The 23,907-nt window shown below is 38.3% G+C and carries 21 protein-coding genes; 17 read left to right on the top strand and 4 right to left on the bottom strand.

Translation table 11 applies throughout. From position 1 onward, the window contains the following. Nucleotides 1–43: 43 nt before the first annotated feature. On the bottom strand, nt 44–595 hold the full coding sequence (locus AC6EI0_RS06150) for an LSm family protein (protein WP_498521756.1): 552 nt from the start codon (nt 593–595) through the stop codon (nt 44–46). A gap of 125 nt (nt 596–720) precedes the next feature. Here AC6EI0_RS06150 and AC6EI0_RS06145 point away from each other — a divergent pair, with 125 nt between their 5' ends. Beyond that, nucleotides 721–1,839: a trypsin-like peptidase domain-containing protein gene (locus tag AC6EI0_RS06145; RefSeq protein ID WP_498521755.1), complete on the top strand. Its 1,119-nt coding sequence runs from the start codon at nt 721–723 to the stop codon at nt 1,837–1,839. Between the two features lie 35 nt (nt 1,840–1,874). Then, entirely contained in the window at nt 1,875–2,585 is a 711-nt protein-coding gene (gene rpiA, locus AC6EI0_RS06140) for a ribose-5-phosphate isomerase RpiA (protein WP_498521754.1), read from the top strand. On the opposite strand, the gene hisD is transcribed toward rpiA, so the two are convergent. Beyond that, nucleotides 2,572–3,921: a histidinol dehydrogenase gene (gene hisD, locus AC6EI0_RS06135; protein ID WP_498521753.1), complete on the bottom strand. Its 1,350-nt coding sequence runs from the start codon at nt 3,919–3,921 to the stop codon at nt 2,572–2,574. The genes rpiA and hisD overlap by 14 nt on opposite strands. A gap of 118 nt (nt 3,922–4,039) precedes the next feature. Here hisD and rpsT point away from each other — a divergent pair, with 118 nt between their 5' ends. The 14 genes from rpsT (at nt 4,040) to AC6EI0_RS06065 (ending at nt 21,286) form a co-directional block, all read left to right on the top strand. Further along, nucleotides 4,040–4,336, top strand: coding sequence for a 30S ribosomal protein S20 (gene rpsT / locus AC6EI0_RS06130; protein WP_498521752.1), 297 nt, complete (start codon nt 4,040–4,042; stop codon nt 4,334–4,336). A 49-nt stretch (nt 4,337–4,385) separates the two neighbouring features. Then, nucleotides 4,386–5,177 (top strand): TatD family hydrolase, encoded by a 792-nt coding sequence (locus tag AC6EI0_RS06125; RefSeq protein ID WP_498521751.1) that lies wholly within the window; start codon nt 4,386–4,388, stop codon nt 5,175–5,177. Nucleotides 5,178–5,429: 252 nt separating this feature from the next. Then, the gene (gene rpoB / locus AC6EI0_RS06120) at nt 5,430–8,717 is read left to right on the top strand and encodes a DNA-directed RNA polymerase subunit beta (protein ID WP_498519862.1); all 3,288 of its coding nucleotides are present in this window, start codon (nt 5,430–5,432) and stop codon (nt 8,715–8,717) included. 42 nt (nt 8,718–8,759) lie between these two features. After that, nucleotides 8,760–10,667: a DNA-directed RNA polymerase subunit gamma gene (locus tag AC6EI0_RS06115; RefSeq protein WP_498521750.1), complete on the top strand. Its 1,908-nt coding sequence runs from the start codon at nt 8,760–8,762 to the stop codon at nt 10,665–10,667. 39 nt (nt 10,668–10,706) lie between these two features. Next, entirely contained in the window at nt 10,707–14,816 is a 4,110-nt protein-coding gene (locus tag AC6EI0_RS06110) for a DNA-directed RNA polymerase subunit beta' (RefSeq protein ID WP_498521749.1), read from the top strand. A gap of 66 nt (nt 14,817–14,882) precedes the next feature. Then, nucleotides 14,883–15,035: a CAB/ELIP/HLIP family chlorophyll-binding protein gene (locus AC6EI0_RS06105; protein WP_498461486.1), complete on the top strand. Its 153-nt coding sequence runs from the start codon at nt 14,883–14,885 to the stop codon at nt 15,033–15,035. After that, complete coding sequence (gene rlmN, locus AC6EI0_RS06100) at nt 15,032–16,123, top strand: dual-specificity RNA methyltransferase RlmN (protein WP_498521748.1); 1,092 nt, start codon at nt 15,032–15,034, stop codon at nt 16,121–16,123. Before AC6EI0_RS06105 ends, rlmN begins: the two co-directional genes overlap by 4 nt. Nucleotides 16,124–16,146: 23 nt before the next feature. Beyond that, on the top strand, nt 16,147–17,898 hold the full coding sequence (locus AC6EI0_RS06095; RefSeq protein WP_498521747.1) for a sodium:solute symporter family protein: 1,752 nt from the start codon (nt 16,147–16,149) through the stop codon (nt 17,896–17,898). A gap of 65 nt (nt 17,899–17,963) precedes the next feature. After that, a complete protein-coding gene (locus AC6EI0_RS06090; RefSeq protein WP_498519857.1) occupies nt 17,964–18,089 on the top strand; it encodes a DUF8624 family small hydrophobic protein in 126 nt (41 codons plus the stop codon). 24 nt (nt 18,090–18,113) lie between these two features. Further along, entirely contained in the window at nt 18,114–18,923 is an 810-nt protein-coding gene (locus tag AC6EI0_RS06085) for a HEAT repeat domain-containing protein (protein ID WP_498521746.1), read from the top strand. Nucleotides 18,924–19,013: 90 nt separating this feature from the next. Next, complete coding sequence (locus tag AC6EI0_RS06080; protein ID WP_498519855.1) at nt 19,014–19,217, top strand: DUF2997 domain-containing protein; 204 nt, start codon at nt 19,014–19,016, stop codon at nt 19,215–19,217. Next, nucleotides 19,217–19,609: a DUF1257 domain-containing protein gene (locus AC6EI0_RS06075; RefSeq protein WP_498519854.1), complete on the top strand. Its 393-nt coding sequence runs from the start codon at nt 19,217–19,219 to the stop codon at nt 19,607–19,609. Before AC6EI0_RS06080 ends, AC6EI0_RS06075 begins: the two co-directional genes overlap by 1 nt. A gap of 15 nt (nt 19,610–19,624) precedes the next feature. After that, a complete protein-coding gene (locus tag AC6EI0_RS06070) occupies nt 19,625–20,044 on the top strand; it encodes a ferredoxin (protein WP_498521745.1) in 420 nt (139 codons plus the stop codon). Between the two features lie 84 nt (nt 20,045–20,128). After that, nucleotides 20,129–21,286 (top strand): aldo/keto reductase, encoded by a 1,158-nt coding sequence (locus AC6EI0_RS06065; protein WP_498523508.1) that lies wholly within the window; start codon nt 20,129–20,131, stop codon nt 21,284–21,286. On the opposite strand, the gene rsmG is transcribed toward AC6EI0_RS06065, so the two are convergent. Beyond that, entirely contained in the window at nt 21,283–22,029 is a 747-nt protein-coding gene (rsmG, locus tag AC6EI0_RS06060) for a 16S rRNA (guanine(527)-N(7))-methyltransferase RsmG (RefSeq protein ID WP_498521744.1), read from the bottom strand. The two genes, AC6EI0_RS06065 and rsmG, sit on opposite strands and share 4 nt — an antisense overlap. A 78-nt stretch (nt 22,030–22,107) precedes the next feature. Here rsmG and AC6EI0_RS06055 point away from each other — a divergent pair, with 78 nt between their 5' ends. Next, nucleotides 22,108–22,548, top strand: coding sequence for a J domain-containing protein (locus tag AC6EI0_RS06055; RefSeq protein ID WP_498519850.1), 441 nt, complete (start codon nt 22,108–22,110; stop codon nt 22,546–22,548). Between the two features lie 58 nt (nt 22,549–22,606). On the opposite strand, the gene bioA is transcribed toward AC6EI0_RS06055, so the two are convergent. Next, nucleotides 22,607–23,905 (bottom strand): adenosylmethionine--8-amino-7-oxononanoate transaminase, encoded by a 1,299-nt coding sequence (gene bioA, locus AC6EI0_RS06050; RefSeq protein WP_498521743.1) that lies wholly within the window; start codon nt 23,903–23,905, stop codon nt 22,607–22,609. Nucleotides 23,906–23,907: the final 2 nt, after the last annotated feature.

Here is a 23,907-nt window from a genome sequence, read left to right as displayed (position 1 = left end):
ATAAAGATGAGAAGGATTGGGTTAGATAATTGATATCTAGATTTTAACCAGAGGGTGTTGTTAGTCGGACTTGGATAACGTCTTCGACTGGGATTCTGTGAGTTTTCCCCTTTTGATTTATTTGTAAATCATTATCTGTCCTTTTTAGAAGCAAACCATTTGTTTGTTGCTCAATTTTTTTTAAATCCTGATAAGTAACTTCAATTGGGAACCCTTTGAAAACCTGAAAATCTTTTTCCTTGGTCAAGATTTCACCAACTCCCTCGCTACTGATTTCCAGAGTGAAAGGTTGATTAAGGATTGCAGAACCATGTATAGCTTCATCAATATATTGATTAAGGTTTGAACAGTCATCAATAGTGACTTTCTTATCAGGATTTTTGTGTCGGATACTTATTTGAATCGACAAGGGATTTAGATGAGTGATCATCTTGAAATCGGTTACATCAAAGCCATAATTAGTTGCTGACTTTGTTGTAAGAACTTTTAGTTCTGTAACGGTTTGATTAGACAAAAGGCAGCGTCGAGATCGGGCAGGAAGCCCGAGCGGTTTAAGTTTTGATCCGCCTCTATTCAAAGAGGTACCGTCAGGCATTTAAATATTACTAGATAAAGGTTTCGGTTACCTCTAAAATTAAATTCTTCTTATTTTGCATTGATCTATTTTATCGTTCCTAGATATACTGGCTCGTCATGCTTAGTCCCAGAAAGTTAGAAATTATGAAGAGATTTAATAGTCTATTTTTCTTTTGCTCCATAATTTTCTGCTTTTTGTTCGGACCAGTATCTGTATTTGCTTTAGAAAATTTTCAATTAGGCGAATCACATAGTTTTGTTGCTGATGTGGCCAGTAGGGTTTCACCATCAGTAGTCCGGATTGATATTGAAAGAGAATATGAAACAGATGAATTTGAATCTGATTTATTGGACCCTTTGTTAAGAGATCTTTTAGGCGATTTGAGTACTTTCCCAAAAAAAGAAAGAGGGCAAGGTTCTGGAGTCATAATTGATGATTCTGGATTAGTTCTTACTAACGCTCATGTAGTGGAAAGAGTTGATCATGTGACAATTACTCTTCAAAACGGAAATCAAGTGGATGGCACAGTCGTTGGAACCGATCAAGTCACTGACTTAGCTCTTGTGAAAATTAAAGAATTTCCTGGTTTAGAAAGTGCAAAATTGGGAGATTCAGAAGATATTCAAGTTGGGGATTGGGCAATTGCCCTTGGAACTCCTTACGGCCTTGAAAGTACTGTCACTTTGGGCATAGTAAGTAGTCTTCATAGAGACATTAATACTCTTGGATTCTCTGACAAAAGATTAGATTTGATTCAAACGGACGCAGCAATAAATCCAGGAAATTCAGGCGGACCATTGATAAATTCAAATGGAGAAGTTATTGGAATAAACACTTTGGTGAGGTCAGGTCCAGGGGCTGGGCTTGGATTTGCAATCCCTATCAATCTTGCTTCAAAAGTTACCAATCAATTACTCGCTAATGGTGAAGTTATTCATCCTTACCTAGGCGCTCAGTTAGTTTTATTAAATGAAAGAATAGCAAAAGAGCACAATCAAGATCCCAATACATTAATTGTTTTACCTGAAAGATCTGGTGCACTTGTTCAATCTGTTATCCCTCAAAGTCCAGCAGAGGAGGGCGGCTTAAGAAGAGGTGATCTTGTGATACTTGCAGCAGGGAATGAAATTAATGATCCTAGATCCCTGCTCATGCAAGTTGAGAATGCCCAAATAGGAAAACCATTTGAATTGGAAGTCCTTCGAAACAACAAAGAGATAAACCTTTCTATTAAGCCTGCTGCTTTACCAGGAATTAGCTGAAAATTTGCTACTGTCTTTCGAAAAGCTATTACTAAATGGATCTTCAAAATCAGATGAAGCTAGCAGTTGCTCAAGCTGCAGTAGATCAAATTCAAGACGGTATGATTCTCGGTCTTGGCTCTGGCTCTACAGCAGCTTTAATGATTGAAGCACTTGCTCATAAAATAAAATCGAGAGAAATCAAAGATATCGTAGGTGTGACTACATCCTTTCAGGGAGAAGTTCTTGCCTCCGAATTAGGAATACCGCTTAAATCTCTTTCTTCAGTCACAGAAATTGACCTTGCAATAGATGGCGCCGATGAAGTTGATCCCCACTTTCAACTAATTAAAGGAGGAGGAGCTTGTCATGTGCAGGAAAAACTTGTGGCTGCTTTGGCTAGAAAATTCATTGTTGTTGTTGATTCTACAAAACTAGTCAAAAAATTGAACCTTGATTTTAAATTACCAGTTGAGGTTCTTCCATCCGCCTGGAAACAAGTACAAAAAACATTAATAAATCTTGGAGGACAAGGGAGTCTAAGGATGGCTCAGAAAAAGGCTGGACCCATAGTTACTGATCAGGGAAACTTAATACTTGATTTCACGTTTAGTAATGGTATTGAAGAACCAGAACAATTGGAGAGTCAAATTAATAATATTCCTGGTGTTCTTGAAAACGGACTTTTTGTAAACCTGACAGATGAAGTACTAGTAGGAAAAGTAGAAAATGAGTTAGTGGGTGTTGAATCGCTTAAGAGGATTTAGAATCTCTAATTTTTATTGATTCTGCGTGACTATGTAATCCCTCACTATTGGCTAAATGCACAACTGCATTTTTATTCTTATTAAAGGCTTCTTTTGAAAAATCTATAAGTGAAGTATTTTTCATAAAAGTTTCAACTCCAAGAGCGCCAGCAAATCTTGCTGTCCCAGAAGTGGGCAGAGTGTGATTAGGCCCTCCAAGATAATCTCCAATAGCCTCTGGGCTCCATGGCCCCATAAATATTGCCCCAGCATTTTTGATGCTTTTAGATAATTCCTTGGGCTCCTCTACAAGCAATTCAAGGTGTTCTGGGGCAAAAGTATCACTTAACTTTGCACAAGTTTCTAAATTATCGCAAAGGACTATTAACCCCCATTTTGTAATTGATTCTTGGCATATTTTTAATCTTGGATGATTAATTAATTGACGTTCAATTTCTGCTGGTAATTTTTCAGCTAATTTTTTATTAGTAGTTATTAGTATCGCTGAAGCCAAAGGATCATGTTCTGATTGAGCTAACATGTCTGATGCAACGTGTTCCAACTTTGCTGATTGATCGGCAATAATTAAGATCTCACTTGGGCCAGCTAAAGAATCAATTCCTACTTTTCCGTAAACTTTCTTCTTTGCCAAAGTTACATAAATATTTCCTGGTCCACTTATTACATCTACTTTTGGAATTGATTCAGTCCCAATAGCAAGCGCACCAATAGCTTGAGCGCCTCCAACACGAAATACTTGGTTGATACCTGTAATATGTGCTGCAGCAAGTACGGTTTGGTTTAACTCCCCTTTAGAGTTGGCAGGAGAAACCATTATGGTTTGATTGACTCCTGCAACATACGCAGGAATAGCATTCATCAATACTGTGCTTGGATAGGCTGCTCTCCCTCCAGGTACATATATTCCGGCTTTTTCAACAGGGCTCCATCTCCGTCCTAGTGACTCTCCATGGGGTCCAGTGTATATGACATTTTTTGGTATCTGAAGACTATGAAATTTTTCAATTCTTTTTTTTGCTAATAAAAGTGAATCTTTTAATTCCCTTGGAGTCTCTTCCCAAGCTTTAAGTATTAAATCTGATGAAACTTGAAATTTTTCCGCGAAAAATCCATCAAAGCGAGAAGTGTATTCTTTAAGAGCCTCGTCACCCCTTTTACTAACGTTTTCAAGAATATCGTCAACTACCTGTATAGCTTTTTCTTGAGCGGATCCAGATGTTCTCTCAGTAATTGCCTTGAGCTCAAGCAGAGCCTCGTCAATATTAATAGCTGTTTTAATGGTCAATTTTTTTGAAGGGGTTTTTTGTACCTCTTCTTTATTAATTATTTGCGTCATGAACTTTTGGCTATTGGTTCAATTTGATTATCTTATGCCTTAATTTTGATTTATGTAGATCTTCTTCATGGTCTTGAGGTAGTGTGGAATAACATTAAGATTAAAACACCAAGCCTCCGTGGCAAATACCAACTCAGCTAAAAAGCGAATTCAAATTGCGGAACGCAACCGCCTTGAAAACAAAAATTACAAATCTACAGTTCGTACCTTGATGAAGAGGTGCTTCCTTGCTTGTGGAATAGTTGAAAAAGAGCCTAGTGATGAATCTAAGGCAGACCTTAAAAAAACATTTAATCTAGCCTTTAGCAAAATTGATAAAGCAGTTAAAAAAGGTGTTTTGCATAAAAACACAGGAGCTAATCAGAAATCCAGACTCAGCGTTGCTCTAAAAAAAGTTTTGAAAGAAGTTGTTTGAGAATCAATTATCTAAGATTTAATATTTAAAGAAGAGTTTATTTTGCATCTTGAGCGATTCTAAAAGTTCAATAATTGATAGTCACTGCCATATAGTTTTTTCTAATTTTAATGAAGATAGAGAAAAAGTTGCAGAGAGATGGAGATTACAGGGTGTTAAAGCTTTATTACATGCCTGCGTCGAACCCTCTGAAATCCCTGCAATTAAATCAATAGCAGATCAATTTCAGGAGATCAGATATTCAGTAGGAGTACACCCATTGGATGTGCATCATTGGGGCCCTAAAACTTTAAGCATTTTAAAAAAAGCAGCTCTTGATGATAGTCGAGTGGTCGCTATTGGAGAATTAGGACTTGATCTTTTTAAAGCAGAGAACTTGAGTGAGCAGCTTTCAATTTTAATGCCGCAATTAAACTTGGCCTTTGAATTGAATTTGCCAGTGATTGTTCATTGCAGAGATGCAGCGAGAGAAATGTTAGAAGTTTTTTCTAAGCTTTCTGAGAATGGTCAATGTCCAAAAGGAGTTATGCATTGCTGGAGTGGTAATGCAAAAGAGATGAGAGGGTTTCTTGATCTAGGCTTTTACATAAGCTTCAGTGGAAATGTCACTTTCAAAAATGCGATTGATATCCATGAATGTGCCAAAAACGTTCCCGAAAGTAGATTTCTAGTAGAAACCGATAGTCCTTTCTTGTCACCCGTTCCTCATAGAGGAAAAAGAAATGAACCTTCGTATGTAAAGCACGTTGTAGATAAAATCTCAGAAATCAGAGGTGAAAGCTTCGCAGAAATTGCTGAAAAAACCACTCAAAATGCAAGGGAATTGTTTGCGTTGCCTTAAATATGATCATTCCCTCTAGTTAATTCTCAGATTTGAGTGTAGAGTTATTTATTGTCTTGCTTAGGCGTGGTATCTGCGCTTAAACCTTTAAGGATCTTCCTTTTTGAGTCAGTTTGTTCGTTAATTAACTAAATTCAATTTCAAATCTCAGTCTTATTGGGGATTGTTTTTGTTTTTTTTAGTAAAGATCATTTTTTGAACTCTAGGACAAGACATCAACCCCGTCCTCTACATATAAACGCAGGTTCTCGAATGAGCAGAAGCGCGATTCAGGTAGCCAAAGCAGCTACATATCTGCCTGATCTGGTTGAGGTGCAAAGATCAAGTTTTAAGTGGTTTTTGGATAAAGGCTTAATAGAAGAATTAGACAATTTTTCTCCCATTACTGACTATACCGGTAAGCTTGAACTTCATTTTATAGGATCAGAATATAAGCTTAAGCGTCCTAGGCATGATGTAGAAGAGGCAAAAAGAAGAGATGCAACTTTTGCTTCTCAAATGTATGTTACTTGCCGTCTAGTTAATAAAGAAACAGGAGAAATTAAAGAACAAGAAGTTTTTATCGGTGAATTACCTTTAATGACTGAGCGTGGAACTTTTATAATTAATGGCGCTGAAAGAGTAATAGTCAATCAAATCGTTCGAAGTCCAGGAGTTTATTTCAAAGATGAGCAAGATAAAAATGGTAGAAGAACTTACAATGCAAGCGTTATACCTAATCGCGGAGCATGGTTAAAGTTTGAAACTGATAAAAATGATTTGTTGCATGTTCGTGTAGATAAAACACGAAAGATTAATGCTCATGTCTTAATGAGGGCAATGGGTTTATCAGATAATGATGTGATAGATAAATTACGACATCCTGAGTTTTATAAGAAGTCAATTGATGCGGCAAACGAAGAAGGCATAAGTTCAGAAGACCAAGCTTTATTAGAGCTTTATAAAAAGTTAAGGCCAGGTGAGCCTCCCTCTGTAAGTGGAGGTCAACAGTTACTCCAAACAAGATTTTTTGATCCAAAACGATATGACTTAGGAAGAGTTGGTAGATATAAAATAAATAAGAAATTACGCTTAACTATTCCTGATAATGTAAGAACACTTACAAACGAAGATGTTCTCTCTACTTTAGATTATTTAATCAACTTAGAGCTAGATGTAGGTGGAGCAACTCTTGATGATATTGATCATTTAGGTAACAGGAGAGTAAGGTCAGTCGGTGAACTTTTACAAAATCAAGTTCGAGTTGGATTGAATAGGCTTGAAAGGATAATCAAGGAGAGAATGACAGTTGGGGAAACAGACTCACTTACTCCAGCGCAACTCGTAAATCCAAAACCTTTAGTTGCAGCCATAAAAGAATTTTTTGGTTCAAGTCAACTAAGTCAATTTATGGATCAAACCAATCCATTAGCTGAATTAACTCATAAAAGACGCATATCTGCTTTAGGGCCTGGAGGCTTAACTCGTGAAAGAGCTGGCTTTGCAGTTAGAGATATTCATCCTTCTCACTATGGAAGACTTTGTCCTATTGAAACTCCTGAAGGGCCCAATGCAGGTCTCATTAATTCTTTGGCAACGCACGCTCGCGTTAATGAATATGGATTTATTGAGACACCATTTTGGAAGGTGGAAAATGGACGATTAATTAAACAAGGAGATCCTATTTATTTGTCTGCAGATTTAGAAGATGAGTGTAGGGTCGCTCCTGGTGATGTAGCCACGGACGAAGAAGGAAAAATATTGGCAGAACTTGTTCCCGTTAGATACAGACAAGATTTTGAAACGGTTTCTCCTGAACAAGTTGATTATGTCCAACTATCACCAGTTCAGGTAATTTCTGTGGCTGCATCGTTAATTCCATTTTTGGAACACGATGATGCTAATAGAGCCTTGATGGGTTCAAATATGCAAAGACAAGCAGTTCCTCTTTTGCGTCCAGAAAGACCTTTGGTTGGGACTGGTTTAGAGACTCAAGTTGCTAGAGACTCTGGCATGGTTCCAATCTCAAAAGTAAATGGAACAGTGACTTATGTAGACGCTAATACAATTGTTGTTACTGATGAGGAAGGCAATGACCATGCTCATTACTTGCAAAAATATCAAAGATCTAATCAAGATACTTGTTTAAACCATAGGCCTATAGTTTTTAATGGTGACCCGGTAATTGTGGGGCAAGTCTTAGCTGATGGTTCAGCCTGTGAGGGAGGGGAAATAGCTCTTGGTCAAAATGTTTTAATTGCTTATATGCCGTGGGAGGGTTACAACTATGAAGATGCAATTCTAGTAAGTGAAAGGTTAGTTAAAGATGATCTATATACTTCTGTCCACATCGAAAAATATGAAATAGAAGCTCGTCAAACAAAACTAGGTCCTGAAGAAATAACAAGAGAAATCCCAAATGTATCAGAGGAAAGTCTTGGTAATTTGGATGAAATGGGGATTATTCGAATTGGAGCTTTCGTTGAGAGTGGAGACATTCTGGTTGGGAAAGTTACCCCCAAAGGAGAATCAGATCAACCGCCTGAAGAAAAACTTTTAAGAGCTATTTTTGGAGAGAAAGCAAGAGATGTAAGAGATAATTCTCTTAGAGTCCCTTCAACGGAGAGAGGGAGAGTGGTTGATGTCAGAATTTATACACGAGAACAAGGTGATGAGCTGCCACCTGGCGCGAACATGGTAGTGAGAGTCTATGTTGCGCAACGTAGAAAGATTCAAGTTGGAGATAAAATGGCTGGCAGGCATGGTAATAAAGGGATTATCAGTAGGATATTGCCAAGAGAGGATATGCCCTACCTTCCTGATGGCACACCTGTAGATATATGTCTTAATCCATTAGGCGTCCCAAGTCGAATGAATGTCGGGCAGGTTTTTGAGCTCCTCATGGGTTGGGCAGCATCTAATTTGGATTGTCGAGTTAAAATTGTACCTTTTGATGAGATGTATGGATCAGAGATGTCTAACCAGACAGTTCAGGCCTACTTGAAAGAGGCGGCAAAGCAGCCAGGCAAATCATGGGTTTACAACCCTGAGGATCCAGGAAAGTTACTTCTTACAGATGGTCGAACTGGTGAACCTTTTGATCAACCCGTTGCTGTTGGCTACGCCCATTTCCTTAAACTTGTACATTTAGTAGACGATAAAATTCATGCTCGATCTACTGGTCCATACTCTTTGGTGACTCAACAACCTCTTGGTGGAAAGGCTCAGCAAGGTGGACAGAGATTAGGTGAAATGGAAGTATGGGCACTAGAGGCTTATGGAGCTGCATACACTTTACAAGAACTGTTAACCGTTAAGTCTGATGACATGCAAGGCCGTAATGAAGCGCTCAATTCCATTGTGAAAGGCAAACCAATTCCAAGGCCTGGCACTCCAGAATCTTTCAAAGTTTTAATGAGAGAACTTCAGTCATTGGGATTAGATATCGGAGTATATACAGATGATGGTAAAGAGGTTGATCTTATGCAAGATGTAAATCCTCGTAGAAGTACGCCTAGTAGACCCACCTATGAATCATTAGGTAAAGAATACGAAGAGTAATCAACTCAATAGAAACAAATCATCTAAACACCCTGAATTCTCATGACTAATAGCAATCTACGTACTGAAAACCATTTCGATTACGTCAAAATTAAATTAGCCTCTCCTGAAAGAGTAATGGAATGGGGGCAAAGAACTTTGCCCAATGGCCAGGTTGTTGGTGAAGTGACTAAGCCTGAAACAATAAATTATCGAACACTTAAGCCTGAGATGGATGGATTATTTTGCGAAAAGATATTTGGCCCATCTAAAGATTGGGAATGTCACTGTGGGAAATATAAGAGAGTTAGGCATCGTGGAATTGTTTGCGAAAGATGCGGTGTTGAAGTAACAGAAAGTCGCGTAAGAAGGCATAGAATGGGATTTATTAAATTGGCAGCTCCTGTATCGCACGTTTGGTATCTAAAAGGCATTCCTAGCTATGTCGCTATTTTGTTAGACATGCCTCTTAGAGATGTTGAGCAAATTGTTTATTTTAACTGTTATGTTGTTTTAGATATTGGAGATAGTAAGGACCTTAAGTATAAGCAGCTATTAACAGAGGATGAATGGCTTGAGATCGAAGATGAAATTTATGCTGAGGATTCGACTATTGAGAATGAACCCATAGTTGGGATAGGTGCAGAGGCCTTAAAGCAATTGCTTGAAGATTTAAATCTTAAAGAAGTTGCAGAGCAATTGAGAGAAGAAATTGCAACAAGCAAAGGTCAGAAAAGGGCTAAACTGATAAAAAGACTAAGAGTTATAGATAATTTTATTGCTACAAGTGCAAGCCCAGAGTGGATGGTTTTAGATGCCATACCTGTTATACCTCCTGATTTGAGACCTATGGTGCAATTGGATGGGGGTAGATTCGCTACTTCAGATTTAAATGACTTATATAGAAGAGTAATCAATAGGAACAATCGACTTGCTCGTCTTCAGGAAATATTAGCCCCAGAGATAATAGTTAGAAATGAAAAAAGGATGTTACAAGAGGCTGTAGATGCACTTATTGATAATGGTAGAAGAGGAAGAACTGTTGTTGGTGCAAATAATCGAGCCCTGAAATCATTGAGTGATATTATTGAGGGCAAGCAAGGTCGATTTAGACAGAATTTACTTGGTAAAAGAGTTGATTATTCAGGTCGTTCAGTAATAGTAGTTGGCCCTAAGTTGAAAATGCATCAATGTGGACTGCCAAAGGAAATGGCAATAGAGCTCTTTCAACCTTTTGTAATTCATAGATTGATTCGTCAGAATATTGTAAATAACATCAAAGCTGCAAAGAAACTTATACAGAAAGCCGACGATGAAGTAATGCAGGTATTACAAGAAGTCATAGATGGTCATCCTATACTTCTCAACCGTGCGCCAACTTTACACCGATTAGGTATTCAAGCTTTTGAACCTAAATTAGTTGCTGGACGAGCCATACAGCTACATCCATTGGTATGCCCAGCTTTTAACGCTGACTTTGATGGAGACCAAATGGCTGTTCATGTGCCCTTGGCTATTGAGGCGCAAACGGAAGCAAGAATGCTAATGCTTGCAAGTAACAACATCCTTTCCCCCGCAACTGGGGATCCCATTGTTACTCCATCTCAAGATATGGTTTTAGGGTCCTACTACCTAACAGCAATTCAGCCGGACGCAAATCAGCCTAAATTCGGGGATCATGCACATACATACGCATCACTTGAAGATGTTTTACAAGCTCTTGAAGATAAAAGAATAGATTTACATGATTGGGTTTGGGTACGATTTTTTGGTGAAATTGAGGATGATGATGAGCTTCAGAAACCACGTAATTGCGAGACTTTGAAAGATGGTACTCGTATTGAAGAATGGACATATCGACGAGACCGATTAGATGAAGATGGAAGTTTAATTAGCCGTTACATTTTGACTACTGTCGGTCGAGTAGTCATGAATCATACAATTATTGATGCTGTTGCAGCCACCTCATAAATCTTAGAACACATCCCTCCTTTTTAAAATAATTTTTTCATGACTTCCTCTTCTCCTAAAACTCGTAAATCCTCTTCTAAATCAAAAGCAAAAAGAGGTTCTAAAGCAAAAAAAGCAGCAGCGATGAACGCTGTACCAAAACTTTCTAAAACTCCGCCACCTTTTAGAAATAAAGTAGTTGACAAAAAAGGTTTGAAGAATTTAGTTGCATGGGCATTTAAACATCATGGAACCGCTGCAACTGCTGCCATGGCAGATAACTTAAAAGATCTAGGTTTTAGATACGCAACCCAGGCAGCAGTATCAATTTCTGTTGACGATTTAAAGGTCCCAGAGGCTAAACAAGATCTGCTTGGTCAGGCCGAAGAACTAATAACTGCTACTGAGGAATGTTATCGATTAGGGGAAATTACTGAAGTCGAGAGGCACACAAAAGTTATCGACACTTGGACTGAAACTAATGAAAGATTAGTGGATGCAGTTAAAAAGAATTTCAATCAAAACGATCCACTGAATTCAGTCTGGATGATGGCTAATTCTGGAGCACGGGGAAACATGTCTCAGGTTCGTCAACTTGTTGGCATGAGAGGATTAATGGCTAATCCTCAAGGTGAGATTATTGACTTACCAATCCGAACTAATTTTAGAGAAGGTCTAACAGTAACTGAATATGTCATCTCTTCTTATGGAGCTCGTAAAGGTCTTGTTGATACAGCCCTAAGAACTGCTGATTCTGGATATCTAACTAGACGCCTGGTTGATGTCGCTCAAGATGTAATTGTTAGGGAAGAGGATTGTGGTACGACAAGGTCTATTGCTATAAGTACAGAGGATGAAAAGTTTGGCAATAGGCTTGTTGGACGCTTGACAGCTGAACAGGTTGTGAACTCAAACCAGGAGATTTTAGCTGAAAGAGATACTCCTATTGACCCTCAGTTATCTAAGAAATTTGAACAATCACATATTCAAGAGGTAAGTGTTCGGTCTCCTCTTACATGTGAGGCGACTAGATCAGTTTGTCGTAAATGCTATGGTTGGGCGCTAGCGCATAATCAATTAGTTGACTTAGGCGAAGCAGTAGGTATTGTTGCTGCTCAATCTATTGGAGAGCCAGGCACTCAGTTGACAATGAGAACTTTTCACACTGGCGGGGTCTCAACTGCAGAAACTGGTGTTGTACGTTCAACTATTTCAGGAAAAGTTGAATTTGGTTCAAAGGCGCGAGTGAGAGGCTATAGAACACCACATGGTGTTGAAGCTCAGCAAGCAGAGGTTGATTTTAACCTTAGTATTATTCCGTCTAGTGGTGGTAAGCCTCAAAAAATTGACATACCCATAGGCTCTTTACTTTTTGTAGACAATGCTCAAGAAATTGATGTCGATGTGACTGTTGCTCAGATTGCCAGTGGAACTGTACAAAAAAGTGTTGAAAAGGCTACTAAAGATGTTATTTGTGATTTAGCGGGACAAGTTAGGTATGAATCAATTATTCAACCTAGAGAAGTTACAGATAGACAAGGTAATATTACTCTTAAAGCACAACGACTTGGTCGGCTTTGGGTACTTGCAGGAGACGTATATAACTTACCCCCTAATGCAATGCCAGTTGTCTCTGGCAATGTTTCAGTAAATGAGGGGCAAGTTTTAGCCGAAGCCAGCCAGGCTAGTGAGTTTGGAGGTGAAGTAAGACTAAGAGACTCTATTGGTGATTCTAGAGAAGTTCAAATAGTAACAACGTCGATGACATTAAAAGATTTTAAATTACTAGAAGAGTCGACTCATTCAGGGGAAATATGGCATCTTGAAGCAAAAGATGATACTCGTTATAGATTGAATACAATTCCTGGAAGTAAAATAGGAAATAATGAGGTAATAGCTGAGTTAGCAGACGATAGGTTTAAAACTGAAACAGGTGGACTTGTTAAATATGCCCCTGGTTTAACAATTAAGAAAGCTCGCTCTGCAAAGAATGGTTATGAAGTTAGTAAAGGTGGCACCCTTTTGTGGATTCCTCAGGAAACTCATGAAATTAATAAGGATATTTCATTGTTGATGATTAAAGATCGTCAATGGATAGAGGCAGGCACAGAGGTTGTTAAAGATATTTTTAGTCAAACTGCTGGAATAGTTACTGTTACTCAGAAAAATGATATTCTTCGTGAAATTATAGTTAGGAGTGGCACTTTTAAACTATGTAAAGAAAGTAAAGTACTTGATAGGTTTGAAGGTGATGGGCAAATAGTTAATCCTGGAGAAACGATTGCAAAAGGTATTAAGACGGATGCGATGGTAATGGTTCAATCAGTCGAAACCCCAGAAGGTAAAGGTCTTCTGTTAAGACCGGTTGAGGAATTTACTATTCCTGATCAAGCACAGCTACCTGAATTAGAGCATGTTAAACAACCCAAGGGCCCATCACTAGGAATAAAAGCCTCTCAGCGACTTGCTTTTAAGGATGGTGAGCTTATTAAATCTGTAGAGGGTATTGAGTTGCTTAAAACCCAATTAATGCTTGAGACGTTTGATACGACTCCACAGATGACAGTAGACGTAGAAGTCATAAAAGACTTGAATTCAAGCAGTATTGATAGATTGAAGTTAGTTATCCTTGAAAGTATTTTAGTTAGAAGAGACACTACATCTGATTCTAGTCATGGTTCAACACACACTGAATTGCAAATAGAAAATGCTCAAATAGTTTCAGCCGGAGACGTAGTGGCGACAACCCAGATTTTATGTAAGCAAGAAGGAATTGTTCAACTTCCTGATGCCATTGACGGTGACCCGGTTCGCCGACTTATTGTTGAAAGGGATGAAGATACAATAAGAATTGAATCTAAAGGAACTTCACTGTTGAAGGTTGGACAAAGAGTTGTAGATGGAGACTTTGTTTCAAAAGATCAAACAATAGGTGCTTGTGGGGAAATAGAGGAGATTGATGGAAAAAAAGTTAAATTGCGTCTTGGTAGACCTTATATGGTCTCACCAGATTCAGTCCTTCATGTTCGTGATGGAGATTTGGTGCAAAGAGGCGATGGCTTGGCTTTATTGGTTTTTGAAAGACAAAAAACAGGAGATATTGTTCAAGGTTTACCAAGGATCGAAGAATTGCTTGAAGCTCGTAGGCCTAGGGATTCAGCTATTTTGTGTAAAAAGTCTGGAACAGTAGATATCAAGAAAGGAGATGATGATGATTCTATAGTTGTTTCTATTATTGAGGACAATGATGTGATTACTGAATATCCGATTCTTTTAGGCCGTAATGTAATGGTTAGGAATAGTCAGCAAGTTGTCGCTGGTGAATTCTTGACTGATGGTCCAGTGAATCCTCATGAGCTTTTGGAATGTTTCTTTACAGACTTACGAGACAAAAAGCCTTTAATGGATGCTGCTCAGGAAGCGATAGCTAAGCTTCAGCACAGAATGGTAAGTGAAGTACAGAATGTTTATAAGTCACAGGGCGTAGCCATAGACGATAAACATATTGAGGTAATAGTTCGTCAGATGACTAGTAAGGTGAGAATAGAAGATGCAGGAGATACAACATTCTTACCAGGAGAATTGATCGAACTTAGGCAGGTTGAAGATACTAATCAGGCTATCTCTATTACTGGAGGGGCTCCCTCGGAGTTCACTCCAGTTTTACTTGGAATTACTAAGGCATCCTTAAATACTGATAGCTTTATTTCAGCTGCTTCATTCCAAGAAACAACTAGAGTCCTTACCGAAGCGGCTATTGAAGGTAAGTCTGACTGGCTTCGCGGACTTAAAGAAAATGTAATTATTGGCCGACTGATACCTGCAGGTACAGGTTTTAGTGGCTTTGTTGAGGAGTTAAATGCTGAAGCAGGTCCTCACCCAGATATTCTTGCAGAAGATCCTGCAGGTTATCGAAGGATACAAAACCTTAGGCCTGACTATACTGTTGATATGCCTTCTTCACCAGTAGCAAAGAATACTTCTGTTTTGGATGATCCTAGTGATGAGGATTTAGAGGCAACGAGAAGTAGGCATGGAATTGACCCAACAACTAGTAACTTTGCAGCTTTTGCACGCCCAACAGGTGACGACGACTTACCTGAAGACCAAATGCCAGATCCTGCTGCGTTGGAGGGCTTGCAAGAAGAAGGCTTGCTCTCAGATGAATAAATCAATTTTTCTACATAATTCTTTTAAATTTTCTAATATTTAGTTTTCCACTGATAAAGATTATCGATGATTGATCCTCCAGTAGTTCCAAAGCGTAAATTGCCTCGCTATGGCTTTCACACACATACTGAACGTATTAATGGTAGATGGGCGATGATTGGTTTTATCGCTCTAGTGCTTTTGGAATTTAAGTTAGGACATGGACTAATGAATTGGTGACAAAATTTCTTCAACTATCAAGTAATTCATCCTTGCTTGGCTTAAGTTCTGAAGATCTTGAAGAATTTGCGCGTCAGGAAGGTGAGAAATCTTTTCGTGGGAGGCAAATTCATGAATGGATTTATCAAAGAGGAGCAAAAAAACTAGATTCAATAACTGTTCTTCCAAAGAAATGGAGAGATTCACTGAAAAACAAAGGAATAAAGGTTGGAAGACTTGACGAAATTGACAGAGTTTTAGCAGAAGATGAGACGTTGAAATTATTAATGGGGACTTATGATGGTGAGATTATAGAGACCGTAGGAATACCAACAGATAAAAGACTTACTGTTTGTGTCTCAAGTCAAATTGGTTGTCCTATGGGATGTAAGTTTTGTGCGACTGGGAAGGGGGGACTTAATAGATCTCTTAATGTAAATGAGATAGTTGATCAGGTAATTAGTATTAGAGAAAAAATGAATAGGAGGCCCACTCATGTCGTCTTTATGGGGATGGGCGAGCCACTTCTTAACATACGTAATGTTTTAGACTCTATTGAATGTCTTACTAATGATATTGGAATAGGTCAAAGAAAAATAACTGTTAGTACTGTTGGTATACCGGACACCCTCCCATATCTAGCAAAAACAGCTCAAGAGCGCTTGGGAAGAGTTAAATTTACCCTCGCAGTTAGCCTTCATGCGCCTAATCAGATGTTGCGTGAATTAATAATTCCTTCGGCGAAATCTTATCCAATCAAGTCATTACTCAAAGACTGTAAAACATATTTAGAACTTACTGGAAGACGGGTAAGTTTTGAGTATATTCTTCTTGGGGGGTTGAATGACAAAGATATTCATGCAGAGCAGTTAGCTGATTTGATGAGAGGTTTTCAGAGCCATGTTAATTTGATAGCTTATAATCCCATCGCTGAAGAGAAATTTAAACGACCAAGTCAAGCCAGAGTGAATAGGTTTAGAGAACTATTAGAAAATAAGGGAATTGCTGTAAGTGTTCGTGCAAGTAGAGGTAGGGATAAAGATGCGGCATGTGGACAATTAAGACGGCAATCAATCAATCAATCAAATAAAAATCAATTAAGTAAATAAAAATAGATTAGTTCTCAGTTCTTATGACATTTATTGATTGGTTTATTTTGTTTTTATATTTAATTTTTTCCTTGATATTAGGAATTTACTTCTCATTAAAAAATCGTAACGAAGCAGATTACTTTGTTGCTGGTCGTCGTCTAAGTGGTTTACTTGCAGGTATGTCTATGGCTGCTACAACATTCTCAATTGATACACCTCTCTATGTTGCTGGACTGATTGGGACGAGAGGCTTGGCAGGAAATTGGGAATGGTGGAGTTTCGGACTGGCACATGTTGCTATGACAGTGATATTCGCTCCTCTTTGGAGGCGTAGCGGGGTATTGACTGATGCAGCCTTCACTGAACTACGTTATGGGGGGAAGGCAGCAGCTTGCTTAAGAGGGATAAAAGCTTTTTTACTATCTGTTCCAATCAATTGTATTGGAATTGGTTATGCTTTCTTGGCAATGCGCAAGGTTGCTGAAGCATTAGGAGTAGTAGATGGACATATTCTATTCGGGGGATTAACTGACACGATGATTTTAATGATATGTGTTGCTTTGTTTGTACTTGTCTATACTGTTTTAGGTGGACTTTTGGCAGTAGTAGTTAATGATTTTGTACAACTTGTATTAGCTCTTCTTGGCGCTTTTGCTGTTTGCTATGTAGCACTTGATGCTTCAGGTGGCATGACGGATTTGTTGATAAAGATAAAGGCATTAAATCGACCTGAGCTGCTTTCTATATTCCCGTGGACATTTAATAAAGATGGTTTCAATTGGCTAGATAGTTCAGGGATAAGTGTCACTACTTTTTTCGCTTTTATTTCTTTGCAGTGGTGGAGTTTTAGGCGTAGTGATGGTGGTGGCGAGTTTATTCAACGTCTATTGGCTACTAAAGATGAAAAGCAAGCAACTATGGCTGGAGTAGTATTTTTAATTATTAATTATCTTATTCGTAGTTGGCTTTGGATCTTAGTAGGATTGGCTGGTTTGGTCCTCTTGCCTTATCAAGCTGACTGGGAATTAATTTATCCCAATCTCGCAATAACATATTTGCCTCCTGTTGGACTTGGATTAGTTGTGGTTTCATTGGTTGCTGCATTTATGAGTACCGTAAGCACTTCAATTAATTGGGGGGCAAGTTATCTTTCTCATGATCTTTATAAAAGATTTTTAAGGCCATCAGCTGGTCCTAGAGAAATGATTCTCATGGGACAACTCGCAAGTATTTTGTTGCTTCTAGTTGGAATCGCCACCGCTTTATTCAGTAACAGTATTGGTTCAATGTTTAGACTTGTGATTGCGATAGGTACAGGCCCAGGTGCTGTGCTTGTCCTTAGATGGTTTTGGTGGCGAGTTAATGCTCAAGCAGAACTTTCGGCAATGCTTGGTGGTTTCTTTATAGGTGTAATTACTTCTATTTCGCCTTATTTCATGATTGATGACTTTGGGGTAAGACTTATGGTTAATACTGCAGTCACAGCTGTAATTTGGTTGCTTACTTTATTTTTTACTGAGCCAGAGTCAGAGGAGACACTTGATGCGTTTGTGAAGCAGGTGAAACCACCAGGTCCTGGGTGGAAAAAAATAAGAAAAAAATTGAATATTGATTCGGTTGACTCTTTTTTCATTCTTGGCTCGAGATTCATTCTAGGCTCAGGAATTCTCTATGGTGGCTTGATATGTATTGGGTCTTTCCTTTTACATCAAGAAAGCTATGGTTGGATTGCGCTTCTGATTGTAGTTAGTTGTGTATTTTTAATGAAGAAAACAAGACTAATAACTCAATAAGTTGACCCTTCATAGCCAAATGGACAAAATTTAGAGCAGAATGAATATCTAATTCATTTGCAACTTTGGGTTTTTTACGCACAACTCTTTTCCCTATTTTGATTGTTGCGCTTTTTGGTGTCGCTTTGTTTGCAGTCAGTGCGCGGATATGGCTGCCTGGGGATATGCTTGCACCAGCACCAGTTAATTAAACTTGCTCTTCCTATGTCAGAGCTATGAATGATGCAAATCAAAAATTAAGTAATGAAGGGTTGGCTAATTTAGCCATAGACCCTGATCTCTTGGCTAGAGAATTAGCAGCTCAGATAGCGGGAGATCCATTAGATGAAATCGAACTTGATAAAACCGATGATGATCTAGTTAATTCATCAAAAGAATGTGATCTTGCGTTGAAATGGCTTCAATCTGGAAATGAAGAAAGACTTCAAGGTCTAAGAGTCTTTTGTGAACATAGGGATTCCAGAGCTCTCCCACTTTTGGTACCTTTACTGGACGAACCATCTCCTGTCGTGAGGATGAGCGCTGTTTATGCTTTAGGCAGAAATCCTTGTCCACAGGCTATCAACCTACTTTTGCATTTATTGCGCTTTGATAGTAATGCTTATGTGCGAAAAGCTACTGCTTGGAGTCTTGGAAATTACTCAGATGCCCCTGTTCTAGAACCTTTGGTTAATGCATTAAAACAAGATGTCGCTGCCGTTCGATTGTGGGCATCAAGTTCTCTAGCGGAGGTTGGACTCAACTCAGTAGAAAGCTCTTTACCAGCGGCTAATCAATTACTTGAAAGTTTGCAAATTGATGGTGAACCCATCGTTAGAAGCAACTGTATTTGGTCTCTTGGTCGTCTTTATAGCCTTTTGAGTGAGGAAATCAAAATCCACGTAGAAGAGGCTTTCATTTCTGTTTTATTGAATGATCGTGAGCCCTCTGTTAGGTATGAAGCAAGGATAGCTTTGGAACAATTGGATAATCCAGAGGTACAAAGAAAACTAAAATCATTAAATGATGACGGTCAATTGGTTTAATTTTTGGTACAAAAACACTTCGTTGAAATTAATAATTCGCGTTTCTATAGTTTTTTTCTATATCATGCTTCACTTAGGGGCTTAACTTTCATGCCACAACGCACATTGCGATTTAGAATCCGACAGGATGGACGGGTTGAAGAAACCGTTGAAGGTCTTGTTGGTGAAGCATGTATTGATTTGACTGAGAAGCTTGAGGATGCCTTAGGCACCGTTGAGAGGAGAGAGCCCACCTCTGACACTTTTCTTCGTGAAAAGGTCCAAAAACAGACTATTCCAGCAGAAATTCACTGATGTCACATTTCAGCACAGTAAAAACTCAACTTCGTAAAAAAGAGTTTTTAAAACAGGCTCTAATAGATTTAGGGTATGTACCTAATGAGGGTGAAAATTTAGTCAGAGGCTATAGAGGTCAAACAGTAAAAGCTCAAATGATTGTGGAGATGAGTAAGGGAGCAGACGTTGGATTTAGATGGAATGAAAGTTCAAAATCATACGAACTAGTAACTGATCTAGATCTCTGGAAACAGTCCATACCTATTGAACGATTTTTAGCTCAGGTCACCCAACGTTATGCATTAAATACTGTTCTTGATTCAACCGCACAAGAAGGGTTTCAAATTTCTGAGCAAAAGGAAAATCTTGATGGTTCAATAGAATTGGTAGTGACTCGTTGGGATTCTTGATTTCACTAATTAAAATTGACTTTTGACCCTAGCGCAGCTTTTGAAACTAGGTCACATGAATACCAGCAATCTTCTGCTATTCATAACCCTAACGCTGCTTTCGAAGCTGCTAGTAACGAAGATTTCAAACTAAACGGTAGGGATCCGGTATTAGGTGGCAAATTAAAAGAAAAAGCTGTATGGGTCGATGAGAGAAAATGTATTGGTTGTACATATTGCAGCTCAGTGGCTACGAATACTTTTGCAATGGAGCCCGAACAGGGCAGAGCTCGGGCGTTTAGGCAAGATGGAGATAGTGAGGAATTAATTCAAGAAGCAATAGATACCTGCCCTGTTGATTGCATAGATTGGGTTTCTTTTGAGGACTTAGTTAAATTGGAAGAAGTGATAAAAAATCATCGTTTTAGGAATTTAGGTTTACCACCTGTTACTTGATTTTTAAGTTTAGAAGTGGAACGAATTAAAGATATTAAAAACAATTCAATACCCAGTAGAAGATTTGGGCGAACAGAGCTTCAAATGCCAGTCTTATCTCTTGGAGGCATGCGTTTTCAACAAAGCTGGAAGGATTTAGATCCCAACGAGATTAATAATCAACAACAAGACATCTTGCAAAAAACTATTAAGCATGCATCTCAAAAAGGTATGCACCACATAGAAACTGCTCGTCATTATGGAACATCAGAACGCCAGATAGGTTGGGCTTTCGGTCAAATTGATGACCCAAAAAGAATTGTGCAGACAAAAATACCACCAAATAATAATCCTTCAATATTTGAGAAAGAACTTGAGTTAAGTATGAGTAGATTAGGTTCTAAGAAAATTGATTTATTAGCTATTCATGGTATCAATCTTCCTGAGCACTTAGACATGACTATTCGTCCAAATGGATGCCTAGAGATTGTTCGTCGTTGGCAAAAAGATGGTCTTGTTGATCATGTTGGCTTTTCAACGCATGCAAATGTTGACCTGATAATTAAAACAATTGAAACAGGGCTTTTTGATTACGTTAACTTGCATTGGTATTTTATTCGCCAGGAAAACGAAAGAGCATTACAAGTGGCGAATGCTAATGATATGGGAGTTTTTATTATCAGCCCTACTGACAAGGGAGGCCATTTACATACACCGTCATTGAAACTTTTAAATTTATGTAGTCCTTTACATCCAATAGAATTTAATGATCTGTTTTGCTTGAGTGATAAAAGAGTTCATACATTAAGTGTCGGAGCGTCAAAGCCTGAAGATCTTGATATTCATTTAAGTGCAATTTCTAAAATGGATACCATGCATGCAGTAATTAATAACATACAAAAGCGTCTAAAAGATGCCTCATGTGATTCGCTTGGAGAGTCATGGTTGACTACTTGGCATATAGGTTTACCTAGTTGGGATCGAACTCCGGGAGAGATTAATATACCGATTTTATTATGGTTAAATAATCTATTAGAGGCTTGGGATATGGAAAGCTTTGCTAAAGATCGTTATGGTCTTCTAGGCAGAGGAGGACATTGGTTCCCAGGCTCAAATGCAGATTGCTTGGATTGTGAAGTGAGCGAGGATGACTTACGAAAAGTTTTGATTAATAGTCCATGGAGCTCTGAAATACCTTTTGTACTTAGAAAATTGAGAGATAGATTGGGGGGAGAAAGAAGAGATAGATTATGGGGAATTTAGTAACCTAGAGGCTGTTTTGTTGGTTTTCCAATTGATCTCGGATATTGATTGGGACATTTATTAATAGAACTAACTCTAATAATATTCCTAATACCGCGATTGTTAGGGAGAACGAATTTATCTGTTTGTTGAATCTCTGCATGTAGTTCAGTTAGGGCTTTTTTTAGCATTAGTTCCTCTGTTGCACTCCAACCTCCTCTGAATATGAGCGCCTGCCCTGTTGAATTTAAAAAAGGCACGAGATATTCTGCTACTACATTTGCAGAAGCAACTGCTCTAGCAATTGCATAGTCAAAATTACTTCGAAGGAATGGATCTCTACCTGCTACCTCAGCCCGCTCAGTTACAACTGTGATCCGAGAATTCAATCCAATTTCTTTAGATACTTCTTTTAAAAAAGTCGTTTTTTTACTTGAAGAATCTAAAAGAGTAATATTTGAATTTGGCATTGCTATAGATATAGCTAATCCAGGAAATCCACAACCTGAACCAATATCAACATATTTATGAGAGAGCTCTGGGTATTGCAGCTCTTCATGAAGTGGTAACAAGCTATCACATACTTGTGCAGTCCAGAAATCATCTCCATCGACTAAACGAGTAAGATTGCTCTTCTTATTCCATTCTTTAAGTAACTCCTGCAAATGGATAAATTGAGATAATTGTTTTTCACTTGGAACCCATTTAAGCTTATTCCATATCACAAGATGATTTGCTTTTTTGTTGTTTTTATCAATCGACATTTTGAATCGTTTTTTGAAATAGTCAGTCTTGGGATATTTAGATAAAATCTATACATTATTAGATCATATTTTCTTTAGTTGACTCCTTCTCCTAATTGTTACGAACTGCTTGGTGTCTCTTCCTCTGCTAATAACGCAGAGCTCAGAAAAGCTTTCCGTCAATTAAGTAAGCGTCTTCACCCGGATACGACATCTTTGCCAAGAGATGAAGCGACGCGGCAATTTCAAAATGTTTGCGAGGCTTATGATTTATTAAGTGACCCTGTCCTAAGGGCAAATTATGATTTATTTATAGAGCAAGAGAATAATCTTATAAGTCAGAAAAAAGAATCTTATTTAAGAAATACACAACCCGTACAATTTTCTAAATCGATAGGGGTAAGGCGACCGTTATCAGGTGGTGAATTGTTTTCACTACTTCTATTAATTACATCAATTTTCGTGAGCCTGGCTTTGGGTGTATTTATTGCTTTTTCAAAAGGTGGAAACTTGAATTTTATTCCAAGTTGGTTAATGTGATATTAAATTTTTAGTAATAATTTTTATAGCTAAGTGCTTTGAATCCTTATGAAAAATCTTAGGGCAGAGAATTTAAGCCCTCTCGGATTCCAAAATAGCATTTCTCTAGCTCTTCATCTGTAATACATAGTGGTGGCATTAGATAAACTACATCTCCTAATGGCCTGATGAACACGCCAGCCTTAAATGCACTTGCTTTGATGATTTTCCCAACTGAACTTAAATACCCTTTTTTACCTTTTACTTTAATATTAAAAGCCGCAATGGTCCCTGTAATTCTTGGACATTCAACCCTAGGATCATTAACTAGTTTTTGTAGATGTGGTAAGTGACGTGACTCAAAATCTAAATATTTTTTGGGGGATTTTTCTAAAAGATCTAAGCTGGCATTGGCCGCTGCGCAGCCTAATGGGTTGGCTGTGAAACTATGACCGTGCCAGAAAGTTTTCTTGGGATCTTCCCCAAGAAATCCTTCTGAAATCCTTTTACTGGACATTGTTACACCCATTGGAAGGAATCCACCGGTTAATCCCTTTGAGAGCGATATAATGTCTGGCTTTAATCCTGCTCTTTGAAAAGCAAATAGTTCTCCACACCTTCCAAAGCCAGTTAATACCTCATCGGCAATAAGTAAAGAATTAGCCTGGCGAATTTTTTTTTCAACTTCTACTAAAAATTCTGCACGAACCATTCGCATTCCTCCAGCACCTTGGACTAATGGCTCAAGAATTACCGCGATAGTTGGTGTCTTCAAGAGATGATCAAGAGTTGCTAAAGCTTCCTTTTCTCTTCTTTCAAAATCTGCATCGCCCCACCATGTCTCAGGCCAAGGGACTCTGCTCACGGGAAATAGCATTTGATCAAAAGGCTCGCTAAATATATTTCTTTCGCCTACTGCCATTGCTCCAAATGTATCTCCATGGTAGGCACCTTCGAATGCAATAATTTGCGATCTATTATCACCTTTGTTTTTCCACCATTGTCGAGCCATTTTTAAAGCTACTTCTACTGCTGTAGATCCATTATCTGAAAAAAATAACTTTTCTAGACCTGTTAATTTACTTAGTCGATTAGCTAATAGCTCAGCTTGAGGATGAGTAAAATCTGCAAAGATAATTTGTTCTAATTGCTGTGCTTGAGTTGCGATGGCTTTAGCAATATAGTCATTCGCATGACCATGCAGAGTTACCCACCAGCTACTTATGGCATCGATTATTGGAGCTTTGTCTTTAGGAAGTAAAAGGGCACCTTTAGCTTCCTCAACTAATAACTGAGGCTTAGAGGATGTCAGTTGTGTGAATGGCGGCCATATATGAGGATTCTGAATAGTTTGATTTGAATTTTCTTTCTCATTCATCA

The sequence above is a fragment of the Prochlorococcus sp. G5PB11 genome, assembly GCF_059772425.1.
Note: the sequence above shows the minus strand (reverse complement) of the source record. Positions and strands in the feature narration are given on the sequence as shown.